The following is a 22,613-nucleotide window of genomic DNA, read 5'->3' on the forward strand; positions in this document are numbered from 1 at the left end:
ATCAAAATTAGAAAAAAAAACAATGAACAAAGAAATTGAAAAAAAAAAACCAGGATTTATTAATATTAAAATCAGTGAAGACTATCTAGCTAATTATATTAATCAGATGGCAAAAGAAGAAAGTTTTGGTTTTGAAAAAGCTGAGAATCCCAAAACAATCGTAATTGATTACGGCGGACCTAACGTAGCAAAACCACTTCATGTTGGACACTTACGTTCAGCTATAATCGGTGAAAGTGTTAAGAGAATTAGTCGTTTTGTAGGGCACGAGGTAATCGGTGATGTTCATCTTGGTGACTGGGGCCTTCAGATGGGGTTAATTATTACAGAGTTAAAGAAACGCCAACCAGAATTAGTTTACTTTGATGAAAGCTTTGAAGGTGAATATCCAGAGGAAGCACCATTTAATATAACTGAGTTAGAAGAAATCTATCCATTTGCTAATGCATATTCCAAAGAACATCCAGAATTCAAAGAAGAAGCAAAGAATGCAACTTTTGAATTACAAAACGGAAGAAAAGGTTATGTTGCATTATGGAACCACATTCTCAATGTATCCGTAACCGACTTAAAGAAGAACTACGATAAATTAAATGTATCTTTTGATTTGTGGAAAAAGGAAAGTGATGCACAACCTTATATTCCTGATATGGTAAATTACCTAAAAGATAGTGGATATGCACGAATTAGTGAAGGTGCTTTGGTAGTTGATGTGAAAGAAGAAACAGATACGAAAGAAATTCCACCATGTATGATTTTAAAATCAGATGGTGCAACATTATACAATACAACAGACTTAGCTACAATTGTAGAACGTGTTAAATTATTTAATCCAGATGCAATTACTTATGTTGTAGATAAACGTCAAGAATTATACTTTGAACAAGTATTCCGTTGTGCTAAGAAGACAAAATTAATCGGTGAAGATGTGAAGTTAACATTCTTAGGTTTTGGTACGATGAATGGAAAAGATGGTAAGCCATTTAAAACTAGAGATGGTGGTGTAATGCGTCTTGAAAATCTAATTTCAGACATTACAGAAGCTGTGTACGATAAGATTATGAGCAATCGTGATGTTTCCGAAGAAGAAGCAAAGTCCATTGCAAATAAAGTTGGTATTGCAGCAATTAAATATGGAGATCTATCGAACCAAGCATCTAAGGATTATGTATTTGATGTAGATCGTTTCACATCATTCGAAGGAGATACAGGCCCATATATCCTATATACAATCGTTCGTATCAAATCAATCCTTAACAAATATAAGGAAGTGACTGGTATTGATACAATTGCTACAAGTGAGATTCTACCAGCTACAGGTGAGAGTGAAACTGCTCTTATGTTAGAATTAACGAAATTCAGTGATACCATTACAGCTGCATTTGCAGAGAATGCACCTCATAGAGTATGTCAATATATCTATGATTTATCAAATGCATTTAACAAGTTCTATCATGAAAACAAGATTATTGCAAATGAAGACGAGAAGGTACGTGCTTCTTGGATTCAATTAATTACAGTAACATGTAACATTCTTAATACTTGTATCGAGTTACTTGGAATTGAAGCTCCAGATAGAATGTAGGAATTAATCCAATATAGGCAATTGCGAAACGCTTTTCAGTGCATAAAGAATATACATTGATATTTCTTTATGCACTACATAGAGTTCTGCAATTGCCTAATTAAAATAATACATAAAAAAGGAAGCGATAGAATGTTTCGTGAAGTGGCCAAATTAGTTATATATAGAAACTTAGAACAAGACAGTATCTTATTCAATTTTGCTGAGATTATTAGGGATTATGAGTGCAATCATACAGCTAAAGAAGATACCATAACAAAAATCTATATTCAGATTAATCATTTGCTTGATGTAGCAACTGTCAATGGATTCGATAAGAACTTATGGCATAATTATCTTGCTTATATATTAGCAACCAATGAGAATCCATTTAGTATAACCTGCGAAAAAGTAGGAGGTCAAAAGGGAACTGTCAATGTGTTTGCTAAAAATGATTTCCGCATATTTAAGAACTTGTTTGATTATGACTTTTCTAAGTTAGAAGAAGAATTAAACATTAATTGCTTTAGCACGATTCTTAACTATCAATCCATTCAAAAGAGTGGTAAGAGATATAATAAGAATGTAAGCGATAAAGTTCGCATGCTTAGTGATGCTATAGAACAAGCTAAGGATGAAGAAGAAATCTATAAGATTGTAACGGATTTTTATAGAGATTTTGGTGTAGGAAAGTTCGGAATAAATAAAGCATTCCGTGTCAAACATGTAGCGGATGATGCAGAACTTTTCCCAATCACAAATACAGAAGAGATTAGACTAGATGATTTGATTGGTTACGAGATTCAAAAGCAGAAACTGATTGATAATACACTTGCGTTCGTAGAGGGTAGAAAAGCCAATAATGTATTACTATATGGCGATAGTGGAACTGGTAAATCTACAAGTATTAAGGCAATTCTTAATGAATACTATAGCAAAGGATTGCGAATGATTGAAATCTATAAACATCAATTTCAAGATTTGTCTTCTATAATCGCTCAAATTAAAAACCGAAATTATCGTTTTATTATCTATATGGATGACCTTTCTTTTGAAGAGTTTGAAATTGAATATAAGTATCTTAAGGCTGTAATTGAAGGTGGACTTGAGATAAAGCCTGATAATGTGTTAATCTATGCCACATCGAATCGTAGACATCTTATTCGGGAAACGTGGTCGGATCGTTCGGATATGTCTCAAGATGAGTTACATCGTTCGGATACTATTCAAGAGAAATTATCGTTGGTTGCGCGTTTTGGTGTTTCCATTAATTATTCAGCACCAACACAAAAAGAATATTATGAAATCGTGAAGAATCTTGCAAAACGTTATGACTCTATTACGATGTCGGACGAAGAACTTTGTAGAGAAGCGAATAAGTGGGAGCTTAGTCATGGTGGTTTATCAGGTCGAACAGCACAACAATTTATCAATTACCTAGCGGGTAAAACTACTGATAATTAACAGTAATAGTAAAAGTTGTTGATTGAATAAGTCGATAATAAGACATTCAATCAACACTTTTTTTAATTATGCGAAATTATGAATTACTACACAAAATTTTCACAAAGTTTACATGGAGTTTACACATTTTCTTGGTAAGCTAATTATGAGTTAAATAGTGGTGGTTATAGAAGAGTTTTGAGAAAGAGGAGGTGAAAGCAATGAAGGATTTAATATTACGACATGAATTAAAGCACCACATCAATTATCTAGATTATATAGCTATCAAAAATCGACTACAAGCTATTGCAAAAAAAGATGCTAATGTAGGTGAGAACGGAACTTATCAGATTCGTAGTTTATATTTTGATAATTATCAAGATAAGGCACTAAGAGAAAAGCTTGATGGTGTTAATAAACGAGAAAAGTTTCGTTTCCGATTTTATAATGACGATTTTTCTTATGTAAAATTAGAGAAGAAAAGCAAACTATACGGATTATGTAATAAGCTTTCAGTCGGTATTACCAAGGAAGAATGTGAAAAGATCATTGATGGTGATATTGAATGGATGAGAAATAGTAAACAAGCCTTGTTGATAGAACTATACGCCAAAATGAAATTTCAGCAATTAAGACCGAAAACAATTGTGGAATATTCAAGAGAGCCATACGTATATCAAACGGGTAATGTACGTATCACATTTGATAGTAATGTACGAACCGGAATCTGCAGCAAGAATTTCTTTGATCTACAAGCACCAACTATAGCTGCTAATGATGAGAATATTATAATCTTAGAAGTTAAATATGATCAGTTCTTGCCTGAAATAATTGAGAATTGTATTCAGATGAAAGACAGGAGAACTGGTAATTTTTCAAAATATGTCGCGAGTCGGACATATGGATAATAAAACAAATGGGTAAGCCTAAGGAGGAACAATGAGTACAGTATATTTAACAACAACATTTAGTGATGTGTTTAAATCAAGTTTTATGGATAAGGTGACTAGCTTTTCTATCATAGATACGTTATTGGCAATGTGCGTTGCATTTGCATTAGGACTTTTTATCTTTTTAGTGTATAAGAAGACATTTAGTGGTGTAATGTATTCTGCATCATTTGGAGTATCATTAATAGCAATGGCTCTAATTACGACTTTCATTATCTTAGCTATTACATCGAATGTAGTATTGTCACTTGGTATGGTTGGTGCTTTATCAATCGTACGTTTCCGTACAGCAGTGAAAGAGCCACTTGATATCTCGTTCTTATTCTGGTCAATAGCAGTGGGTATCGTAGTTGGTGCTGGATTAATCCCATTAGCTGTAATTGGTACTATATTAATCGGTGTTATTATGATTGTATTCGTTAATAAGAAGAGCACAGATAATCCATATATTTTAGTAATTAATTGTGTAAATGATGCAGCAGAAAAGACTGCTTTAAGTTCGGTAAATGATAGTGTGAAAAAATATGTCGTTAAATCAAAAACAGTGTCTAAGAGTGGAATTGAATTAACAATTGAAATTCGATTAAAAGACATGACAACAGATTTTGTGAATAAAATTAGTGACCTTAACGGTGTTGAAAATGTAGTGTTAGTAAGCTACAACGGCGATAAAATGTCATAAAAAGTGGGAGAAACATGATAACAAATAAGCACATAAATAAAATCATCATAATGTGTACAGTAATCCTTTTGCTATTTACTGGAGTTATGATTTACCATGGAAATACGGATTCCGTGAAATCAAATAAAGGTGTTTCCTTTGATTATGAGACGAAGTTGTTTAATCATGATACTATTATGACTGTGGATATTCAAGTAGATGAAGATTCCTGGAATTCGATGATTGAGAATGCAAGTAATGAAGAGTATATAAACTGTAATGTAATTGTTAATGGGCAAACGTTTAGTAATGTCGCTATTCGACCAAAAGGCAATACAAGTTTGTCGCAGATTGTTTCTGATGATACAACGGATCGCTTCAGTTTTAAAATAGAGTTTGACCATTATGACAAAAATCAGAATTGTTATGGACTTGATAAATTGGTACTGAACAATGTAATGTCAGATACTTCTTATATGAAAGAATATCTATCATACGATATAATGAATTTCGCTGGAGTTGTAACACCTCTTTACAATTATGCGTCCATTAAAGTTAATGGAGAGGATTGGGGATTCTATCTTGCTCTTGAAGGGATGGAAGAATCCTTTGCTATGCGTAATTATGGCTCTAGTTATGGTCAGTTATATAAACCAGAAACTATGGGTATGGGAGGAGGAAAGAATGCTGAAGGTGGAATGGATATATCCAATTTTAATGATAAGATGAAAATGGATCCAAATTCAACTGGTCAGAGTGATAATAGTTCGGACTCTGGTGCAGAGACTACAATGCCTGCTTTCGATGAAATGAAAGGGGTTATGAACAATCCGGGAAGTGGATTTGGTGGTACAATCTCCTCTGCAAGTCTTCAGTATATAGATGATGATGTTGATAGTTATAGCACAATTTTTGATGCAGCAGTTTTTGATACAGGCGATAGTGACTATGAGCGTGTTATTAAGGCAATCAAAAACTTGAACGAAGGAAATGATATAGAGAAATATGTGGATGTTGATGCGGTTTTACGATATATTGCTGCTAATACAGTAGTTGTTAACCTAGATAGTTACTTCTCTAATATGCAACATAATTATTATCTCTATGAACAAGATGGGCAGATTACTATGTTACCTTGGGATTACAATTTATCCTTTGCAGGGTTTCAAAGTGGAACAGCTACCTCTGCTGTAAATTTTCCAATTGATACTCCGGTATCAGGAGTTGAGTTAGAGGACCGTCCGATTATAGCAAAATTATTTGAGAACGAAGAGTATCTATCTAGATATCATGAAATTCTTCAGGAGATTGTTACAGGATACTTCGATAGTGGTTTGTATATTAATACGATTGATGGAATAGATTCTAAAATTGCATCTTATGTTGAAAATGATGTTTCTGCTTTCTATACCTATGATGAATATAAAACAGGTGTTGAGAATCTGAAACAATTTGGCTTACTACGTGCAGAGAGTATTCAAGGGCAGTTAGACGGTACTATTCCTTCAACAACAAAAGAACAGGAAGCAGATAGTAGTGCTTTGATTGATGCAAGTAGTGTTGACCTCACTGCCATGGGAACACAAGGCGGAGGCGATGGAGGTGGTGGTAAGATGCAAAACTTTGATAAGTCAGACTTCCAGCAAGGTAATGCGCCACAGATGCCAAATGACACGGCCGGAAGCACGTCTGGAAACACAGATGGCAATACAAGTCAAGATAGTAACAAGGGGACAATGACGCCACCACAGATGCCAAATGACACGACCGGAAGTACGTCTGGAAATATAAATCAATTTGGAAATCGAGGGGGTATGCCAAATGGTTTTAATGGAGAATTTCCAACCAATTCGGAGAATTCACAAAGTCATAAAAATGAAATTATACTACTAGTGACATGTATATTCTCTTTAATAGCTGCCATAGTGGTGGTACTACTCTTTAAGAGAAAGAAATATAGATCTTAATAAAAGAGAAATAGTATAACTGCAATAGACATTAAAAGATGGGGCTGTCGCGCTAAGTTTTAGTGCATAGCTCCATTTTTCTGTTTTGATATTTCTTGATTGGAGGGACTTTAATGGGGGGAAAAATAAATACAAGTAAAAAAACATCATCAATTTATTGGATTGGAGGTTCAACTTGTGCTGGAAAGACAACAATTTCAAATATTCTCGCTGCTAATTATGGGTTTAGAGTTTACCACTGTGATGAATATTTGGGGAAACATATCGAAAATTCTAATGCACAAATTCTAATGCACAAATTCAACCAAATCTAAATAAAAGAGTTAGTTACAATGATCTACTTAGCATGAAAGTAGAGGAATATTTAAACTGGAGCATGAATGTTTTCAGTGAAGAATTTGAAATGATTTTAGAAGATTTAGATAAGTTATCTGATGGTAAATCTATACTCGTGGAAGGTATCAACTTACTGCCTAAACTTATTAAGAATGAGATAGATAATAATGACCATGCTGTGTGGTTGGTGTCAAATGAAGTATTTTATACAAAACATCAAATGCAAAGAAAAGAAATGTTTGAAAGATTAAAAGAATGCTCAAACCCTGAACAGGCATTACTTAATTATATGAGTGATGATCTAGCATTTGGGAAACATATACTTAATGATGCAAAAAGCCTTGATTTGAAGGTGATTGAAGTAGTAAATGAGAATGACATCATGAAATATGTTGAAGTCATATCTTCATACTTTAATTTGCTTTAATCATAAGAAATGACAAACCAATTTTATGACCTAAGCATAAACTACATAATAAAATACAGAACGGAAAGACTGGGAAATATTTATTGGAAGCTGCCGCTTCACGATTTTTCAATCGTTAAAGCGACAGCCCCATCTTTTTAATGTTGTATAGATTTTTTGTGCTTTATTTTTATTTACTCATTTGATCCATAATCTGGTTATAAATCGGATCAATTACTTCATCATCAATATGTTTATCAAGGAAGAATTCCACTGCATATTTGGCTTGACCAACGAGCATTTCAAGACCGTTAATTGCTTGCATTCCTAAATCACTAGCTTGCTTTGTTAGCTTGGTCTGTAGTGGATTATAGATTACATCGAGAACAGCCTTACATCTTGAGAAAGGTTCAAGATTAATCGGACTGTTATCTATATTAGGATACATACCAACAGGGCTTGTATTTATAATTACTTCAACATCAAGATGTTTTTCCAGGGCTTCTTCTTTGGTAATTACACCAGGTCCTGTAATAATATCAACAATTATGATTTCTGCTGCTCTTAAATGATTTAAAACTGCAATAACCGCCTTAGAGGCACCGCCATTACCAATTACAAGTATCTTTTTACCTTCAATCGTAACATTGTGGTGTTCAATCATATATAAGAATCCAGAAAAATCCGTGTTATGTCCAATTAATTTTCCATCTTTGTTTACAATTGTATTAACAGCACCAATGCTTTTTGCATTCGAATCCATCTCATCTAAGTAAGGGATTACGTCACATTTGTAAGGAATAGTAACGTTAATTGCTTTGAAATCTCTCGCTTTCATGAATTCAGGAAATTCTTCTCTTGTAAGAGGGGTAATATCGTATTGATAATCTGCTAATTTCTCATGTATTTCTTTGGAAAAACTATGTCCAAGTTTTTCACCGATTAGTCCATATTCCATAGTCATAATCTCCATTTCTTTATCATATTATTTTTCGTGTTAGGAATCTTTTGGAAGTTTAATATCTACTCTTATATTATTATAACAGAAGAAACATTGCAAGTTTATTATGAATAATTCCGTATCTGCAACATATATTGTTCTAAGAATATATTAGTGGAGGGATTTGGGTGATCAAAAAAGACGAGCTATTAAGGATTTTTTCAGTACAACTAAGAAATGTTTTATCTAGGTTGAATATGGATTACGGTAATTTACAAGAAATTCGCCTAAGAATAAATGCACCTTTGATGGTGGTTTATGATAATAGAGAATATTTTGTCTCTGTGAAATGTGAATTGACGGATTGTATTGGGGATACATTTATAATAACTAAGAATGAGATACGTGAGACGATGGAATATATCAGTAATTACTCTTTGTATGCATTCGAAGATGAAATTAGACAAGGCTTTATAACCATACAGGGCGGCCATAGAGTTGGTATTGCAGGCAAGGTAATTCTTGAAGATAATCGTATCAAAAGTATGAAACATGTATCCTTTATCAACGTAAGATTATCACATCAAGTAAAAGGTTGTGCTGATTTCGTAGTACCATACATAGCAAGTGAAGATAAGAAAAATATCTACCATACACTAATAATTTCTCCACCTAGATGTGGTAAAACTACACTTTTGAGAGATATTATACGCCATATATCCAATGGTGAAGGATTTACGGAAGGAGTTTCAGTAGGGGTAGTAGACGAAAGATCAGAAATTGCTGCCTGTTATATGGGAATCCCCCAGAATGAATTAGGAATTCGCACGGATATCTTAGATTGCTGCCCTAAGGCGGATGGGATGATGATGTTAATTCGTTCTATGGCACCTAGGATTATTGCGGTAGATGAGATTGGTTCCAGAGAAGACATTGAGGCAATTGAATATGTAATCAATTGTGGTTGTAAATTAATCGCTACCGTACATGGAAATTCTGTTGATGACATTAAGAGTAAACCGATTCTTGGTAGGCTAGTGAGAGAGAAAGTATTTGAGCGATATATTGTTATGGATAATAAAAAGAGCATTGGTTGTGTAGAAGAAATCTATGATGCAAGAGGAACCTTATTATATAGGGATAATTATTAAGTATGCATAGAAGCGTAAAGAGAGAGGAGAAAAGTAAATGGTTATGAAAATAATAGGAGCGTTTTTGGTCATAGTATCTAGCGGAAGTATGGGAGTATATTTTAGTCTTATTTTAAAAGAGAGAATTAATGATTTAAAAGAATTGAATAAATTAATTGTTATCCTTAGAGGAGAAATTCGATATGCCAGCACACCTTTACCTGAGGCAGTGGGTAGCCTTGCATACCGTACAGATGGGGAATATCGTAGATTCTTACTTGCAGTAGCAGAGGAACTAGACAAGCTAGAAGGTAGACCCTTTAATGAGATATGGCATGGCTGTGTCGAGAAGGAATTAGTTGATACATGTCTGAATAAAAAGGATAAATTACTGTTGTCTAGACTTGGCGAAAATCTTGGTTACCTAGACAAAGAGATGCAGTTAAACACAATTGATTTGTATATTACTCAAATTCAAGGGGAACTTGATGATGCAGTTGACGGCGCGAAAGAAAAGGTTCGTCTATATAATATGCTTGGTGTTATGGCAGGAATATTTATTACTATTGTATTGATATAAGCATCAAATAAAATATATGGGAAGGAAATTCGGATATGTCAATTAATCTTATATTTAAAATTGCAGCAGTTGGTATCTTGGTTTCGGTACTTAGCCAGGTGTTAAAGCACTCTGGAAGAGAAGAACAAGCATTTCTAACAAGTCTAGCTGGTCTGATTCTTGTTTTACTATGGATCATTCCATACATATCAGAGTTGTTTAACACAATTAAGAACTTGTTTGCACTATAAGAATGTAGCTATATAGTAAGAAACTAAGATAGTGTGAAAGGGGTATGTAAGAGCATATGATTAAGGCAGCTATCATAGGTATAGTAGGAGTATTAATTGCCATTCAGTTTAAAGGTGGTAAATCAGAATATGGGCTGTATATCGCAGCAGCTGTTTCTGTAATTATAACAGCACTTGGTATTAGTAGATTAGAGATTATTATTGATACCATCACTCGAATCCAAAGTTATTTGGATATAAACAAAACATATTTTAATATATTGTTTCGAATTATAGGAATTACTTATATCTCGGAATTTGCATCAAGTCTTTGTAAAGATGCAGGACATGCAGCTATTGCGGGGCAGATTGAGTTGGTTGGAAAGTTATCCATACTAACTGTAAGTATGCCAATCCTTTTAGCTTTACTAGATACAATTAACGAATTCTTAGCGTAGTTTAAAGGAAAGGAATCATGTTACCACAAATAAACTTGTGATGTACATGGGTGTAAAGTATGAAACAGCTCATCTTAATAATCTTACTTCTGTTGCTAATTAATATGAATGCAACTTCAGCAAGTGCCAATGATAAGATGCTGCATGAGAAGCAAGATAATGAAGATACATCAGCACAAGATTATTTAACATACTATGAAGATTTTGACTACGACGATATACAAAATGCCATTGATGATGTTTTGATGAGCAATGGATCCTTTGATTTTAAGAGCTATGTTGGAAAATTAATAAGTTCTGGTGAGGGAATATCAGCAAAAGGGGCAATTAGCGATTTATTCACAGCATTAGTAAAAGAATTTAATGCGAATAAAGCGGCATTATTTAAATTAATTATGATTGCAATTGTAGCAGCGGTATTCACGAATTTTACCAATGTGTTTAATAATAACCAAGTTGGAGAAACCAGTTTTTATATTACATATTTATTATTGTTTACAACAATCACAGGGACATTTGTATCAGCCACAGCAGTAGCAAGTGATGCAATTTCAGCGGTGTTATCTTTTATGAAGGCGTTAATACCCACCTATTTTATGTCAATTGCATTCTGTTCCTCAAAAGCAACTACATTAGTTTTTTACGAAAGTGCATTGGTTTTAATAACAGTTGTTGATGTTATTCTTGTACATATTATGATTCCGCTTGTGAATATATATATGGTGATTACACTTGTAAATAATTTAGCAAAGGAAGATTTTCTTTCAAAATTGGCCGAGCTATTAGAATCCATTATCAAATGGAGTCTTAGAACTTTATTTATAGCAGTTGTTGGGTTTAATACAATACAAGGTTTGATTGTTCCAGCTTCTAATTCTGTTAAGAAGACTTTAGCAATTAAATTTACTAAGGCGATACCTGGTATTGGAAATTCACTTAATTCTGTAACGGAGACCGTTATGGGAGCTGGAACGCTGATAAAGAATGCAATTGGTGTGACTGGATTAGTTGTCATTATACTCATTTGTGTTATTCCACTGGTTAAATTAATTGTTACGATGTTAATCTATAAAGTTGGAGTTGCAATTGTACAACCTATATCAGATAAACGAATCATAGCATGTATCAGTGGTGCAGCAAATGCAGCGGGGCTGTTGGTCTATGTAGTTAGTATAGCAGCAGTATTATTCATGGTTACAATAGCGATTCTAGCTGCAACAACAAGCATTGGCGTGTAGTTAAGTAAATGGAGGTATTCCTATGGAACAGATCTATTCACTTGTTAGAAATATTGTGGTCTATATAATTTTGGTTACGATTATTATGAATCTGGTAGGAAAGAGTAGCTACCGCAGATACATTAGTATATTTACTGGAATGGTATTAATACTTATAGTAACGAAGCCAATTCTTAGTTTGTTTAATTTATCTGATACCTTTAATTATTATTTTAAGAATAATCTCTTTATGGTGGAATCTAAGGATTACAATGATGAATTAATGGCAGCAGATGAAGCTGGAAAACAAGCAATCTTATCAGAATATCAAAATATTGTAAAGGATCAGATAGAAACGGTTCTAACACGTTATAAACTATATCCATCTACGGTGAATGCTTCGCTTGATTCAGATGAGTCAAGTGATGAATATGGATTGGTTACAGAGATTACAATAGTCGCTGCATTTACTAGAGAGGATAAGACGATAGCAAGCAGTGACATTAATGTAGATAAAATTATGATTAACCAGGATATTAAAATCGATGGTAAGGTTGAGAAGGAACAGCCGGATAAAGAAGCAGGCGCATATGAAGGAACAAAGAATAAAATACGGGAAGAACTGTCCAGTTCCTTTCAGATAGAACCGGATCGGATTCATATTACCATTGAAGAAGGTTAGGAGGAATGAAAGAGTGGAGAAAAAGAAAATGTCATTGAAGGAGATAGGGATACCAAAGCTAGTTATCATATTCATGTGTGGAATATTGTTAATAATTCTTTCGTTTCCAAACTTTTTTTCGGGAGGTGATAATAATAAGACAACAAATACTACAACAGCAGAGATATCTGGTACACAGACGACAACTTCAGGTAATTCTTATGAGGAAGAGATGGAAGAAAGGCTGAAAGAAGCATTAAAGAAAGTGGAAGGCATAGGTAATGTGGAGGTTATGATTACCTTAAAATCTTCCGAAGAAAGAGTTACGCTTAAGGATACCCCTTATTCCGAAGAAACACTAAATGAGACGGATAGTACAGGTGGTACAAGGCAAAGCGATACAATAGATAAAAAGGAAGAAACGGTCCTTCAAAACAATGGTTCAGGTGGTTCAACTCCGTATGTGATTAAAGAATTAGAGCCAGAAATTGAAGGTGTTCTTGTAATTGCTCAGGGAGGTGGGTCACAAACAATAATCAGCGAAATTGTTGATGCTGTAGAGGTATTATTTGATGTACCTGCACATAAAATTAAAGTAATGAAAATGAATTCGAATTAGGAGGTAACAATGAAGAATATTCTCAAAAAGAATCAAGTAATTATAACTGCACTAGCTATCATGATTATTGTTGCAGGATACTTACAATTTACAAAGGATAAAGCCAATGAAGCACAACAAAGTGCAAGTGCACCAGATACATTGGAAGTTACTGATGAAGCTGCATTAGATACATCTTCAAGTGATGTATTAAGTGTTGATGATGCAACAAGTGAATTACTCACAGCAGATATAGAGAATGGTACAATGGATATATCTGAGGAAGATAATGCGGTTTTCGATGCAGCAGAAGCTGACGCGGAAGATGGGAAACAAACAGCAGATGCTAGTGATAAAACGGATGCTAATAGTGCAGATGCTACCCAAGCCACTGCACAAGATGGTACAGACTCCACAGGGGAAGCTGTTTTAGTTAATACTACAATTGGTGCTGATTTCTTCTCATCTGCAAAATTACAAAGAGAACAAGTGAGAGCTAAGAACAAAGATACATTAATGAGTTTGGTAGATAATAAGAATTTAGCAGAAGCTCAGAAACAAGAAGCTCTTGATAAAGTTTATGAAATGACTGAAATATCTGAAAAAGAAAATGCTGCTGAAACTTGGCTGGAGGCTAAAGGTTTTGATGGAGCTGTTGTTACAATTATTGAAGGAAAAGTGGATGTAATTGTTGGAGTACATAATGCTACAGAGCAAACGATTGCACAAATCGAAGATATCGTTAAGAATAAAACAGGTGTTACAGCTGATAAGATTACAATTAACCCAGTTGTTGTAAAAGGCGCAGAAGAATAGCATGAAAACATCCTTTGTGTTATATCGTATAAATTTGGTAATACTATAATTTAAAGAAGACTCAAACATGTTAGGTCTTGCAAATCGGTGTAAGTTTGATATAATAAACATAGTAGTACCAAATGTAAACAGGAGGTAATTAGCGTTGAGTAAAGAACGAGAGAATAAAACTAATTATAGAATACATTCAGAAGGTAATATCGGTGAAGTTCGTATCGCGGACGAAGTTGTTGCTATTATTGCAGGTTTAGCTGCTACAGAAGTAGAAGGTGTGGCTGCAATGAATGGTAATATCACGAATGAACTTGTTAGCAAACTTGGAATGAAGAATCTATCCAAGGGAGTAAAAGTTGAGGTCGGACCAGAATCTGTGTCAGTAGATTTAGCAATTACGTTAGAGTATGGCTGCAGTATTCCTAAGACTTCAGAAGCAGTTCAAGAGAAGGTTAAATTAGCAATTGAGAATATGACTGGATTAAACGTTTCCGAAGTAAATGTTCGTATTGCTGGAGTTAATGTTTAGGAATACCTTTCGTTAAAGTGGAACGGGTGCTTCAACCCCGCACTAAAGGTGCGGGGATATTTTTTGATTTTACAGTGGGAAGACGCAGGAGGTTTTAATGAATAGAAGAGAAAGCAGAGAACATTTATTTAGAATGTTATTTCGTAAGGAATTTCACGATTCCACAGAATTAAATGAACAGATTGAATTGTATTTTGATTTATTAGAAGAGCCATCAGAAAATGATCTTGCTTATTTAAAAGCTAAGTTTGATAAATTAATAGAAAAAGTTAGTGATATAGATGCTATAATCGAGCAAGTAACAGAAGGCTGGAAGATAAATCGTATTGGTAAAGTTGACTTAACAATCCTACGTTTGGCTGTATATGAGATGAAATATGATGATGATGTTCCAACAAAAGTAGCAATAAACGAAGCAGTAGAGATCGCTAAGATATTTGGTGAAGATAATTCACCAGCATTTATTAATGGTGTTTTAGCTAAGATAGTGTAAGAAGGGATGTAACAGGTATGGATCATGTATATACGGTTACACAGATTAATCTATATATTAAGGACATGTTTGCCAGAGATTATGCTTTGAATCGTATATATGTGAAAGGTGAGGTCTCCAATTGTAAATACCATACATCTGGACATATTTATTTTACTTTAAAAGATTCAAAGGGACAGATGGCATGCGTTATGTTCGCAGGTCAAAGAAGTGGACTTGCTTTTCGTTTGCAAGAAGGTCAGAGCGTAATTGTTCTAGGCAGTATTAGTGTATATGAACGAGATGGCAAGTACCAGATGTATGCAAGAGAAATTCTTCTTGATGGAGCAGGTGTGCTCTATCAAAAGTTCGAGGAATTGAAGAAACAATTAGAAAGTGAAGGGCTTTTTAGACAAGAATTTAAAAAGCCTATTAAACAATATCCAAAAACAGTAGGTATCGTAACTGCCAAGACAGGGGCAGCGATTCAAGATATGATTAATGTTACAACAAGAAGAAATCCGTATGTACAATTAATTCTCTATCCTGCTATTGTTCAAGGAGCATCAGCAGCGGCCTCTATCGTGAAAGGAATCAAATACCTTGAATCGTATGGAGTAGATACGATTATTGTTGGACGTGGAGGTGGATCGATTGAAGATCTATGGGCGTTTAATGAAGAGGTAGTGGCAAGAGAAATCTTTTCATGCAAAACTCCTGTTATATCGGCAGTAGGACATGAGACAGATACAACAATTGCCGATTACGTAGCAGATTTACGAGCGCCTACACCGTCAGCGGCAGCAGAGCTGGTGACAGGAGATATTCGAGATTTTCTCGATGATATAAGGGCCTATGAGCGCACGTTACAATTCCACATGAGACAGAAAGTGCAGTTAGCAAGAAATCAATACCGTCAATATCAACTGAAGTTAGAACATGCAAGCCCACTATACCAAGTAAATCAGAAACGTCAGTATCTTATGGAACGAGAGAATCGTTTACAATATCTGATAAAACAACGTGTACTTGAGAAGAGACATCAGTTAGCAATCTTAACAGAGCGTATGAAGGGGTTATCACCACTTGATAAGTTAAGTAAAGGATATGCAATTGTTACAGACGAAGAGCAGAATGTTATTCGTAGCGTGGAACAATTGTCAGCTGGTGACTTAGTTACAATTGAGATGATGGATGGTGATGTGATGGCATCTGTTATGTCTACACAGAGTAGGAGGCGTGAATAATGGCAAAAGCAGCAAAAACACTAGAAGCTTCTTTTGAAGAACTAGAACTAATAATTGGACAATTAGAGAATCCAGAGGTTAGTCTTGATGATTCTTTTAAATTATATAATGCAGGTATGAAACTGCTTAAATCTTGTAATGATTCGATAGATAAAGTTGAGAAAAAGATCCTTGTACTTAGTGAAGAAGGAGAGCCTGATGAACTTTAAAGAAGAATTCGAAGAACGAGTAGAGAATATAGAGCGAGTAATAAGAGATTACTTACCAGAAGAGACAGGGTATCAAAAGACTGTCTTAGAGGCGATGAATTATAGCGTTCTAGCAGGTGGAAAACGTCTTAGACCGATGCTAATGGAAGAGACGTTTCGCTTGTTTGGCGGAAAGGATGAGAAAGTGATTGCGCCTTTTATGGCTGCTATGGAAATGATTCATACGTATTCTTTGGTGCATGATGATTTACCAGCAATGGATAATGATGAATATCGAAGAGGAAGAAAGACCACTCATGTCGTATTTGGAGAAGCAATTGGAATACTGGCAGGAGATGGTCTGCTTAATTTTGCGTATGAAACAGCTTGTAAGGGGTATGAATATTGCTTATATGATGAAAACCATGATTCGCTAGATGAAAAAACCTTACTAGATAGAATTCAGTATAGTAATCGGTTTATGAAAGCTATGACAATATTAGCGAAAAAACCGGGTATCTATGGAATGCTTGGCGGACAAGTTATAGATGTAGAAGCAACTGGTAAATCAATTGATAAGAGCAAATTAGATGTAATTCATGAATGGAAAACAGGAGCTTTAATTGAAGCATCTATGATGATTGGAGCTATACTTGCAGGAGCTAATGATGTAGAAGTTGAGGTAGTTAGAAAAGTAGCGCTTTCAATCGGCTTAGCATTTCAAATCCAAGATGATATTCTAGACGAGACTAGCACAATGCAAGTACTCGGGAAACCAATTCATAGTGATGAGAAGAATGAGAAAACGACTTATGTAACATTGTTTGGAATTAAACAAGCGAAAAAGTTTGTGGAAGAATTAACAGGGCAAGCAATAGAACAATATCAATCATTGAATAAGGAAAATGAATTTCTTGAGGCACTCATCTACTTTTTAATAGATAGGAAAAATTAATGGAAGAGAAAATGAATGAAAAGGTGATAGCGTCTGACCTATTAAAAAATATCAACGCTCCAAATGATATTAAGAAATTACCTGCAGAGGATTATGGGAAACTAGCTAAGGAAATTAGAGAGTTCTTAATATCGAACATAAGTGTAACTGGGGGACATTTAGCACCTAATTTAGGTGTTGTGGAATTAACCATGGCATTACACTTATCATTAAACTTACCGGAAGATAAATTAGTTTGGGATGTAGGACATCAAGCTTATACTCATAAAATATTAACAGGTAGAAAAGAAGGCTTTTCTAAACTTAGAACGTACGAGGGTTTAAGTGGATTTCCTAAAATGTGTGAAAGTGATTGTGACGCGTTTGATACAGGTCATAGTTCCACTTCAATCTCAGCAGCTCTAGGTTTAGCTAAGGCTAGAGATTTACAGAAAAAAAACTATAATGTTGTTGCTGTAATTGGAGATGGAGCGTTATCCGGCGGTATGGCATTCGAAGCTTTGAATAATGCCGCAAGACTAAAATCCAACATGATAATCATATTGAATGATAACAATATGTCCATTAATGAAAATGTAGGTGGAATGGCTACTTATCTAGGTAAAATACGCACAAGTGTGAAGTATAATGGATTTAAAGATGGACTAGAGAAAGCGTTATCTAACTTACCAAAAGGAAAAGCGGTAATTGATCGTCTACGTCGCTCAAAAGATAGCATTAAGCGATTATTCATTCCCGGAATGCTATTTGAAGATATGGGTCTTACCTATATAGGACCTATTGATGGACATAATATAGATCAATTATTATCGGCAATTAGTAGTGCCAAACATATGAATGAAGCGGTAATTATACATGTAATTACGAAAAAAGGTAAAGGTTATAGATTAGCAGAGAAGAACCCAGCCAAGTATCATGGAATTGATCCTTTTGTAGTTGAGACTGGCGAGGTAATGAAAAAGAGTACAGTTAGTTATACGGATAAATTTGTTAATACATTAGTTTCTCTAGCTGAAAAAGACGAGAAGATTGTTGCTATAACAGCAGCGATGCCTTCGGGAACAGGATTAATTAAATTTGCAAAGAAGTATCCAAAGCGTTTCTTTGATGTAGGTATTGCGGAGGAACATGCAGTAACTTTTGCAGCCGGACTAGCTGTTGGAGGTATGAAGCCTGTGGTTGCAATTTATTCTACATTTTTGCAGCGAGCATATGATCAGATGATACATGATGTATGTATTAATTCGCTACCAGTAGTGTTTGCGGTGGATCGTGCTGGAATTGTAGGAAGCGATGGAGAGACGCATCAAGGTATATTTGATATCTCGTATATGCTTACGATACCGAATATGACAGTAATGGCTCCAAAGAATGGCTGGGAGTTAGAGGAAATGCTTAAGTTTGCGATAGATTATAATGGACCAGTTGCAATTCGCTATCCAAGAGGGAAAGTGTACACAGATCTAACTGAGTTTCAAGCTCCGATAGAATATGGAAAAAGTGAATTATTATACAACGAAAGAGATATTCTACTACTTGCATATGGTAATATGGTAAGAGTAGCAAACGATGTGAGAAAAAACTTGAAAGAACAAGGCTATTCAGTGAGCTTGGTAAATGTTCGATTTGTTGCTCCATTTGATGAAAACCTACTAAAGGAACTTCTGCCAACACATAAGTTTGTCGTTACTTTAGAGGAAAATATTAATTCGGGCGGATTTGGACAAAAAATAGCTGGATTTTTATGCAAAAATAATTATAATGATAATAGATACATTCAAATCTCACTACCAGATGAATATATACCACAGGGAGATCCTGATTTGTTAAGAAGGAAATATGGAATAGATACACAGACGGTAGTACAGAAAATTATAAGCGAAGTTGGGTCGCAAACTTGAATGTAATTTAATGAGGTGCTTATGAAAGAACGTTTAGATGTATTATTGGTTCAACGTAATTTAGCTGAATCAAGAGAAAAAGCAAAAGCAATCATCATGAGTGGGAATGTTTTTGTTGAAGGACAAAGAGAAGACAAAGCAGGGAGTATGTTTCCTGATCATGTTGAAATCGAAGTAAAAGGCCATTCCATGAAATATGTAAGCCGTGGTGGTTACAAATTAGAAAAAGCAATTGAACAATATGGCGTGTCTGTACAAGATAAAGTATGTATGGATGTAGGTTCGTCAACAGGTGGATTTACAGATTGTATGTTGCAGAATGGTGCTGTGAAAGTTTATGCAGTAGATGTAGGAACAAACCAGTTAGCTTGGTCTTTACGTTCAGACGAGAGAGTCATAAGTATGGAAAAGACGAATATCCGTTATGTAACAAGAGAGGATATTAATGAACCAATTGCTTTTTCTTCAATAGATGTTGCATTCATATCATTAACTAAGGTATTGATTCCTGTAAGGAATCTCTTAGACAAGAATGGACAAGTTGTTTGCTTGATTAAGCCGCAATTTGAAGCAGGAAGAGAAAAGGTTGGTAAAAAGGGTGTTGTACGTGAGAAAAGTGTGCACATCGAAGTTATTGAGAAAGTGATTAGGTTTGCTGTATCAATAGGGTTTACTATATTAAATCTGGATTATTCGCCAATCAAAGGACCAGAAGGCAATATTGAATACCTTTTATATATTGAAAAGAATGAAGACAGTAATATAGCTGTGGACAGTTCCTGGGATACCAGTGATGAAGAGAATTACATGGATTTATCCTTGGAAGAATGTAATAAGTACGTGCGAAATGAAGCGATTCAAGATCTTAATATGTTCATTAGAGAAACGGTTGCAAAGGCGCATACTACTCTGTAAGTCTAATAGAAGGGCTCGGTGTAAGAAATGAATAATTTCTGTATTATAACCAATATCGATAAAGATAATGAATACAAGACGACGAAATTAATACAAGAGTACCTGGTTAGTAAAGGTAAAAGATGCCAAATAGCTGCAGAGTGTAGCACTGTGGGTACGAATGAGGATGAAACTGACGTATCATGGATAGCGGATGATACCGATTGTGTAATTGTACTTGGTGGTGATGGAACGATTATTCGTGCTGCTACAGACTTATGCACAAAGGAGATTCCTTTGTTAGGAATTAATCTTGGAACATTAGGATTTCTAGCGGAAATTGAGAGACAAGATATTATACCGGCACTTGATAGTTTACTTGAAGAAGATATACAGATACAAAAAAGGATGATGTTACAAGGGAAAATAACCCGTGATGATCAAACTTTGTATGAGGATTATGCTTTGAATGATATTGTTATTGGTCGTAGTGGTTTCTCAAGAATTATCAGCATCAGTGTCTACGTAAATAACATTCTAGTTGATACGTATCATGGAGACGGAATTATTATAGCAACACCTACAGGTTCAACAGGATATAATCTTTCTGCAGGGGGGCCTGTTGTTTCACCTAGTTCTAATGTCATAATGATTACTCCAATATGTCCACATACCATGAGTCAACGAAGCATATTAGTATCTTCAGATGATGAAATCAAGGTAGTAGTTGATAAGAGTAAGAAAACGCAGAAAGAAGAAGCGATTGCGACATTTGACGGCAGAATGGGTATGGAATTAAAAACAGGAGATAAGATTTTTATACAGAAAGCTGACAAAGTAACGAAATTAATTAAAATAAATCAAAAGAGTTTCTATGAGATTCTTAGAAGCAAATTACGATAGTAACGATTCAGTTACAACCAATAAACAAATCAGGAGGTAAGTATGAAGATTAAACGTCAGACGAAAATAATTGAGTTAATTACGAAAAATGATGTAGAAACACAAGAAGAATTAGCTGAGTTACTAAATACGGCGGGTTATAATGTTACACAAGCAACTATTTCAAGGGATATTCGTGAGTTAAAATTAACGAAAGTATCCTCTGAAAAAGGAAAACAAAAGTATATAGTTTTACAGAAACAAGAAGCAGGTCTTAGTGAGAAATTTGTACGCGTGTTACGCGATGGATTCGTATCTATGGATCGTGCACAAAATATTATGGTTATTAAAACAGTTTCTGGTATGGCGATGGCCGTTGCTGCTGCATTAGATGCTCTACACATTAACGGAATAGTAGGTTGTATTGCTGGTGATGATACAATTATGTGTGCTATTCGTACTGTTGAAGATACAATAGAAGTGATGGAGAAAGTGAATAAATTAGTAAGTGCAAGAAATGATAACTATTTCTAAGGTGTATGCATTCCAAAACTTGCTTGTATAGAAAAAACGTGGTACAATAGACCAGTTAGTGTATAGAAATGTAACGAATATGTTGTTCTATATATAATTAAGATTTTGATACATTGGATATAAAGGAGAATTGATATGTCAGGACATTCAAAGTTTGCGAATATTAAACATAAGAAAGAAAAGAATGACGCTGCAAAGGGAAAAATCTTTACTATCATTGGAAGAGAAATCGCAGTAGCTGTTAAAGAGGGTGGCGCAGATCCGATGAATAATTCCAGATTGCGCGACGTTATTGCTAAAGCAAAATCCAATAACATGCCTAATGATACAATCGAAAGAGGTATCAAAAAAGCAGCAGGAGATGCTAACAGTGTTAATTATGAACACATTACTTATGAAGGTTATGGACCAAATGGTATAGCTGTTATCGTAGAAGCTTTAACTGATAATAAAAACAGAACGGCTTCAAATGTAAAAAACGCTTTCACGAAAGGTAATGGTAATGTTGGTACACCAGGTTGTGTATCTTTCATGTTCGATAAAAAAGGACAAATTATCATTGATAAAGAAGAATGTGACATGAACGCTGATGATCTTATGATGATCGCGTTAGATGCTGGTGCTGAAGATTTCAACGAAGAAGATGATAGCTTTGAAATCTTAACGGATCCTGATATGTTCAGTGAAGTACGCGAAAAATTAGAAGCAGAAAACATAAAGATGGTTGAAGCTGAAGTTACTATGCTTCCTCAAACTTGGGTTGAACTTACTGATGAAAAAGACATCAAATACTTCCAAAAGACATTAGATTTATTAGATGAAGATGATGATGTACAAGCGGTTTACCATAACTGGGATGAATAGGAAAAAACCAGTGTTTACAAGGGTTGTAGCAGTTTTGGACTCTTGAAATTTATAAGAAAAGGTAGTCAATTACGATGTACTGGCACTTTTCCATCACTGAAATTTTAGCAAAAAGAATCCAACATTTTTCATAACTGATAATATGAAGAATGGAGGATTTTTTTATGCAAAATCAAGATGCACTAAAAGAATTTTTATTTGATTGTCGAATGAGAAA

General features: G+C 34.6%; 26 protein-coding genes. 25 read left to right on the top strand and 1 reads right to left on the bottom strand.

The window, feature by feature from the left end; genetic code table 11:
• The 7 genes from argS to ACW2QF_RS00800 form a co-directional block, all read left to right on the top strand.
• On the top strand, positions 1 to 1,585 hold a 1,585-nt coding region (gene argS / locus ACW2QF_RS00770), incomplete at its 5' end, for an arginine--tRNA ligase (RefSeq protein ID WP_455714080.1).
• Between the two features lie 132 nt (positions 1,586 to 1,717).
• Entirely contained in the window at positions 1,718 to 3,028 is a 1,311-nt protein-coding gene (locus ACW2QF_RS00775) for an ATP-binding protein (protein ID WP_455714081.1), read from the top strand.
• A gap of 200 nt (positions 3,029 to 3,228) precedes the next feature.
• Positions 3,229 to 3,915: a polyphosphate polymerase domain-containing protein gene (locus ACW2QF_RS00780; RefSeq protein ID WP_455714082.1), complete on the top strand. Its 687-nt coding sequence runs from the start codon at positions 3,229 to 3,231 to the stop codon at positions 3,913 to 3,915.
• A gap of 31 nt (positions 3,916 to 3,946) precedes the next feature.
• A complete protein-coding gene (locus tag ACW2QF_RS00785) occupies positions 3,947 to 4,639 on the top strand; it encodes a DUF4956 domain-containing protein (protein ID WP_455714083.1) in 693 nt (230 codons plus the stop codon).
• A 14-nt stretch (positions 4,640 to 4,653) separates the two neighbouring features.
• Positions 4,654 to 6,585, top strand: a complete 1,932-nt coding sequence (locus tag ACW2QF_RS00790) for a CotH kinase family protein (RefSeq protein WP_455714084.1) — start codon at positions 4,654 to 4,656, stop codon at positions 6,583 to 6,585.
• Between the two features lie 113 nt (positions 6,586 to 6,698).
• Positions 6,699 to 6,899 (top strand): shikimate kinase, encoded by a 201-nt coding sequence (locus tag ACW2QF_RS00795; RefSeq protein WP_455714085.1) that lies wholly within the window; start codon positions 6,699 to 6,701, stop codon positions 6,897 to 6,899.
• A 62-nt stretch (positions 6,900 to 6,961) separates the two neighbouring features.
• The gene (locus ACW2QF_RS00800) at positions 6,962 to 7,348 is read left to right on the top strand and encodes a hypothetical protein (RefSeq protein ID WP_455714086.1); all 387 of its coding nucleotides are present in this window, start codon (positions 6,962 to 6,964) and stop codon (positions 7,346 to 7,348) included.
• Between the two features lie 169 nt (positions 7,349 to 7,517).
• Here the strand turns inward: ACW2QF_RS00800 and ACW2QF_RS00805 are convergent, their stop codons facing one another.
• Entirely contained in the window at positions 7,518 to 8,285 is a 768-nt protein-coding gene (locus ACW2QF_RS00805; protein WP_455714087.1) for a shikimate dehydrogenase family protein, read from the bottom strand.
• A 173-nt stretch (positions 8,286 to 8,458) separates the two neighbouring features.
• Here ACW2QF_RS00805 and spoIIIAA point away from each other — a divergent pair, with 173 nt between their 5' ends.
• The 18 genes from spoIIIAA (at position 8,459) to ACW2QF_RS00895 (ending at position 22,396) form a co-directional block, all read left to right on the top strand.
• Positions 8,459 to 9,418, top strand: coding sequence for a stage III sporulation protein AA (gene spoIIIAA / locus ACW2QF_RS00810; RefSeq protein WP_455714132.1), 960 nt, complete (start codon positions 8,459 to 8,461; stop codon positions 9,416 to 9,418).
• Between the two features lie 37 nt (positions 9,419 to 9,455).
• On the top strand, positions 9,456 to 9,977 hold the full coding sequence (locus ACW2QF_RS00815) for a stage III sporulation protein AB (RefSeq protein ID WP_455714088.1): 522 nt from the start codon (positions 9,456 to 9,458) through the stop codon (positions 9,975 to 9,977).
• 35 nt (positions 9,978 to 10,012) lie between these two features.
• A complete protein-coding gene (gene spoIIIAC / locus ACW2QF_RS00820) occupies positions 10,013 to 10,207 on the top strand; it encodes a stage III sporulation protein AC (protein WP_310604023.1) in 195 nt (64 codons plus the stop codon).
• Between the two features lie 56 nt (positions 10,208 to 10,263).
• Complete coding sequence (locus ACW2QF_RS00825; RefSeq protein WP_455714089.1) at positions 10,264 to 10,644, top strand: SpoIIIAC/SpoIIIAD family protein; 381 nt, start codon at positions 10,264 to 10,266, stop codon at positions 10,642 to 10,644.
• Positions 10,645 to 10,703: 59 nt separating this feature from the next.
• Positions 10,704 to 11,882 (top strand): stage III sporulation protein AE, encoded by a 1,179-nt coding sequence (locus tag ACW2QF_RS00830; protein ID WP_455714090.1) that lies wholly within the window; start codon positions 10,704 to 10,706, stop codon positions 11,880 to 11,882.
• A 22-nt stretch (positions 11,883 to 11,904) separates the two neighbouring features.
• The gene (locus ACW2QF_RS00835) at positions 11,905 to 12,543 is read left to right on the top strand and encodes a stage III sporulation protein AF (protein WP_455714091.1); all 639 of its coding nucleotides are present in this window, start codon (positions 11,905 to 11,907) and stop codon (positions 12,541 to 12,543) included.
• Positions 12,544 to 12,556: 13 nt separating this feature from the next.
• Positions 12,557 to 13,141: a stage III sporulation protein AG gene (spoIIIAG, locus tag ACW2QF_RS00840; protein ID WP_455714092.1), complete on the top strand. Its 585-nt coding sequence runs from the start codon at positions 12,557 to 12,559 to the stop codon at positions 13,139 to 13,141.
• 9 nt (positions 13,142 to 13,150) lie between these two features.
• The gene (locus ACW2QF_RS00845) at positions 13,151 to 13,936 is read left to right on the top strand and encodes a SpoIIIAH-like family protein (RefSeq protein ID WP_455714093.1); all 786 of its coding nucleotides are present in this window, start codon (positions 13,151 to 13,153) and stop codon (positions 13,934 to 13,936) included.
• Between the two features lie 145 nt (positions 13,937 to 14,081).
• Positions 14,082 to 14,459 carry an Asp23/Gls24 family envelope stress response protein gene (locus tag ACW2QF_RS00850; RefSeq protein ID WP_294491971.1) on the top strand — a complete coding sequence of 126 codons (378 nt, stop codon included), beginning with the start codon at positions 14,082 to 14,084 and terminating at the stop codon, positions 14,457 to 14,459.
• Positions 14,460 to 14,556: 97 nt separating this feature from the next.
• Positions 14,557 to 14,952, top strand: a complete 396-nt coding sequence (nusB, locus tag ACW2QF_RS00855; RefSeq protein WP_455714094.1) for a transcription antitermination factor NusB — start codon at positions 14,557 to 14,559, stop codon at positions 14,950 to 14,952.
• A gap of 17 nt (positions 14,953 to 14,969) precedes the next feature.
• Positions 14,970 to 16,178: an exodeoxyribonuclease VII large subunit gene (xseA, locus tag ACW2QF_RS00860; protein ID WP_455714095.1), complete on the top strand. Its 1,209-nt coding sequence runs from the start codon at positions 14,970 to 14,972 to the stop codon at positions 16,176 to 16,178.
• Positions 16,178 to 16,387 carry an exodeoxyribonuclease VII small subunit gene (gene xseB, locus ACW2QF_RS00865; RefSeq protein WP_455714096.1) on the top strand — a complete coding sequence of 70 codons (210 nt, stop codon included), beginning with the start codon at positions 16,178 to 16,180 and terminating at the stop codon, positions 16,385 to 16,387. Before xseA ends, xseB begins: the two co-directional genes overlap by 1 nt.
• Complete coding sequence (locus tag ACW2QF_RS00870) at positions 16,377 to 17,321, top strand: polyprenyl synthetase family protein (protein WP_455714097.1); 945 nt, start codon at positions 16,377 to 16,379, stop codon at positions 17,319 to 17,321. The genes xseB and ACW2QF_RS00870 overlap by 11 nt, the downstream gene beginning before the upstream one ends.
• Positions 17,321 to 19,222: a 1-deoxy-D-xylulose-5-phosphate synthase gene (gene dxs / locus ACW2QF_RS00875; RefSeq protein WP_455714098.1), complete on the top strand. Its 1,902-nt coding sequence runs from the start codon at positions 17,321 to 17,323 to the stop codon at positions 19,220 to 19,222. Before ACW2QF_RS00870 ends, dxs begins: the two co-directional genes overlap by 1 nt.
• Positions 19,223 to 19,243: 21 nt before the next feature.
• On the top strand, positions 19,244 to 20,137 hold the full coding sequence (locus tag ACW2QF_RS00880; protein WP_455714099.1) for a TlyA family RNA methyltransferase: 894 nt from the start codon (positions 19,244 to 19,246) through the stop codon (positions 20,135 to 20,137).
• 27 nt (positions 20,138 to 20,164) lie between these two features.
• Positions 20,165 to 21,019, top strand: a complete 855-nt coding sequence (locus ACW2QF_RS00885) for an NAD(+)/NADH kinase (protein ID WP_455714100.1) — start codon at positions 20,165 to 20,167, stop codon at positions 21,017 to 21,019.
• Positions 21,020 to 21,061: 42 nt separating this feature from the next.
• Positions 21,062 to 21,532: an arginine repressor gene (argR, locus tag ACW2QF_RS00890; protein ID WP_455714101.1), complete on the top strand. Its 471-nt coding sequence runs from the start codon at positions 21,062 to 21,064 to the stop codon at positions 21,530 to 21,532.
• Between the two features lie 135 nt (positions 21,533 to 21,667).
• A complete protein-coding gene (locus ACW2QF_RS00895; protein ID WP_455714102.1) occupies positions 21,668 to 22,396 on the top strand; it encodes a YebC/PmpR family DNA-binding transcriptional regulator in 729 nt (242 codons plus the stop codon).
• The last annotated feature ends 217 nt before the right edge of the window (positions 22,397 to 22,613 follow it).

It is taken from the genome of Anaerosporobacter sp. (genome assembly GCF_965301125.1).

Bases quoted from the DNA above. Each gene is read 5' to 3' on its own strand.
- ACW2QF_RS00795 (WP_455714085.1), top strand. From the start codon at position 6,699: ATGGGGGGAAAAATAAATACAAGTAAAAAAACATCATCAATTTATTGG.
- ACW2QF_RS00775 (WP_455714081.1), top strand. From the start codon at position 1,718: ATGTTTCGTGAAGTGGCCAAATTAGTTATATATAGAAACTTAGAACAA.
- ACW2QF_RS00825 (WP_455714089.1), top strand. From the start codon at position 10,264: ATGATTAAGGCAGCTATCATAGGTATAGTAGGAGTATTAATTGCCATT.
- ACW2QF_RS00885 (WP_455714100.1), top strand. From the start codon at position 20,165: ATGAATAATTTCTGTATTATAACCAATATCGATAAAGATAATGAATAC.
- xseB (WP_455714096.1), top strand. From the start codon at position 16,178: ATGGCAAAAGCAGCAAAAACACTAGAAGCTTCTTTTGAAGAACTAGAA.
- ACW2QF_RS00815 (WP_455714088.1), top strand. From the start codon at position 9,456: ATGGTTATGAAAATAATAGGAGCGTTTTTGGTCATAGTATCTAGCGGA.
- ACW2QF_RS00790 (WP_455714084.1), top strand. From the start codon at position 4,654: ATGATAACAAATAAGCACATAAATAAAATCATCATAATGTGTACAGTA.
- ACW2QF_RS00845 (WP_455714093.1), top strand. From the start codon at position 13,151: ATGAAGAATATTCTCAAAAAGAATCAAGTAATTATAACTGCACTAGCT.
- ACW2QF_RS00785 (WP_455714083.1), top strand. From the start codon at position 3,947: ATGAGTACAGTATATTTAACAACAACATTTAGTGATGTGTTTAAATCA.
- ACW2QF_RS00895 (WP_455714102.1), top strand. From the start codon at position 21,668: ATGTCAGGACATTCAAAGTTTGCGAATATTAAACATAAGAAAGAAAAG.
- nusB (WP_455714094.1), top strand. From the start codon at position 14,557: ATGAATAGAAGAGAAAGCAGAGAACATTTATTTAGAATGTTATTTCGT.
- ACW2QF_RS00780 (WP_455714082.1), top strand. From the start codon at position 3,229: ATGAAGGATTTAATATTACGACATGAATTAAAGCACCACATCAATTAT.
- dxs (WP_455714098.1), top strand. From the start codon at position 17,321: ATGGAAGAGAAAATGAATGAAAAGGTGATAGCGTCTGACCTATTAAAA.
- ACW2QF_RS00880 (WP_455714099.1), top strand. From the start codon at position 19,244: ATGAAAGAACGTTTAGATGTATTATTGGTTCAACGTAATTTAGCTGAA.
- ACW2QF_RS00805 (WP_455714087.1), bottom strand. From the start codon at position 8,285: ATGGAATATGGACTAATCGGTGAAAAACTTGGACATAGTTTTTCCAAA.
- spoIIIAC (WP_310604023.1), top strand. From the start codon at position 10,013: ATGTCAATTAATCTTATATTTAAAATTGCAGCAGTTGGTATCTTGGTT.
- argR (WP_455714101.1), top strand. From the start codon at position 21,062: ATGAAGATTAAACGTCAGACGAAAATAATTGAGTTAATTACGAAAAAT.
- ACW2QF_RS00830 (WP_455714090.1), top strand. From the start codon at position 10,704: ATGAAACAGCTCATCTTAATAATCTTACTTCTGTTGCTAATTAATATG.
- ACW2QF_RS00835 (WP_455714091.1), top strand. From the start codon at position 11,905: ATGGAACAGATCTATTCACTTGTTAGAAATATTGTGGTCTATATAATT.
- ACW2QF_RS00870 (WP_455714097.1), top strand. From the start codon at position 16,377: ATGAACTTTAAAGAAGAATTCGAAGAACGAGTAGAGAATATAGAGCGA.
- xseA (WP_455714095.1), top strand. From the start codon at position 14,970: ATGGATCATGTATATACGGTTACACAGATTAATCTATATATTAAGGAC.
- ACW2QF_RS00800 (WP_455714086.1), top strand. From the start codon at position 6,962: ATGAATGTTTTCAGTGAAGAATTTGAAATGATTTTAGAAGATTTAGAT.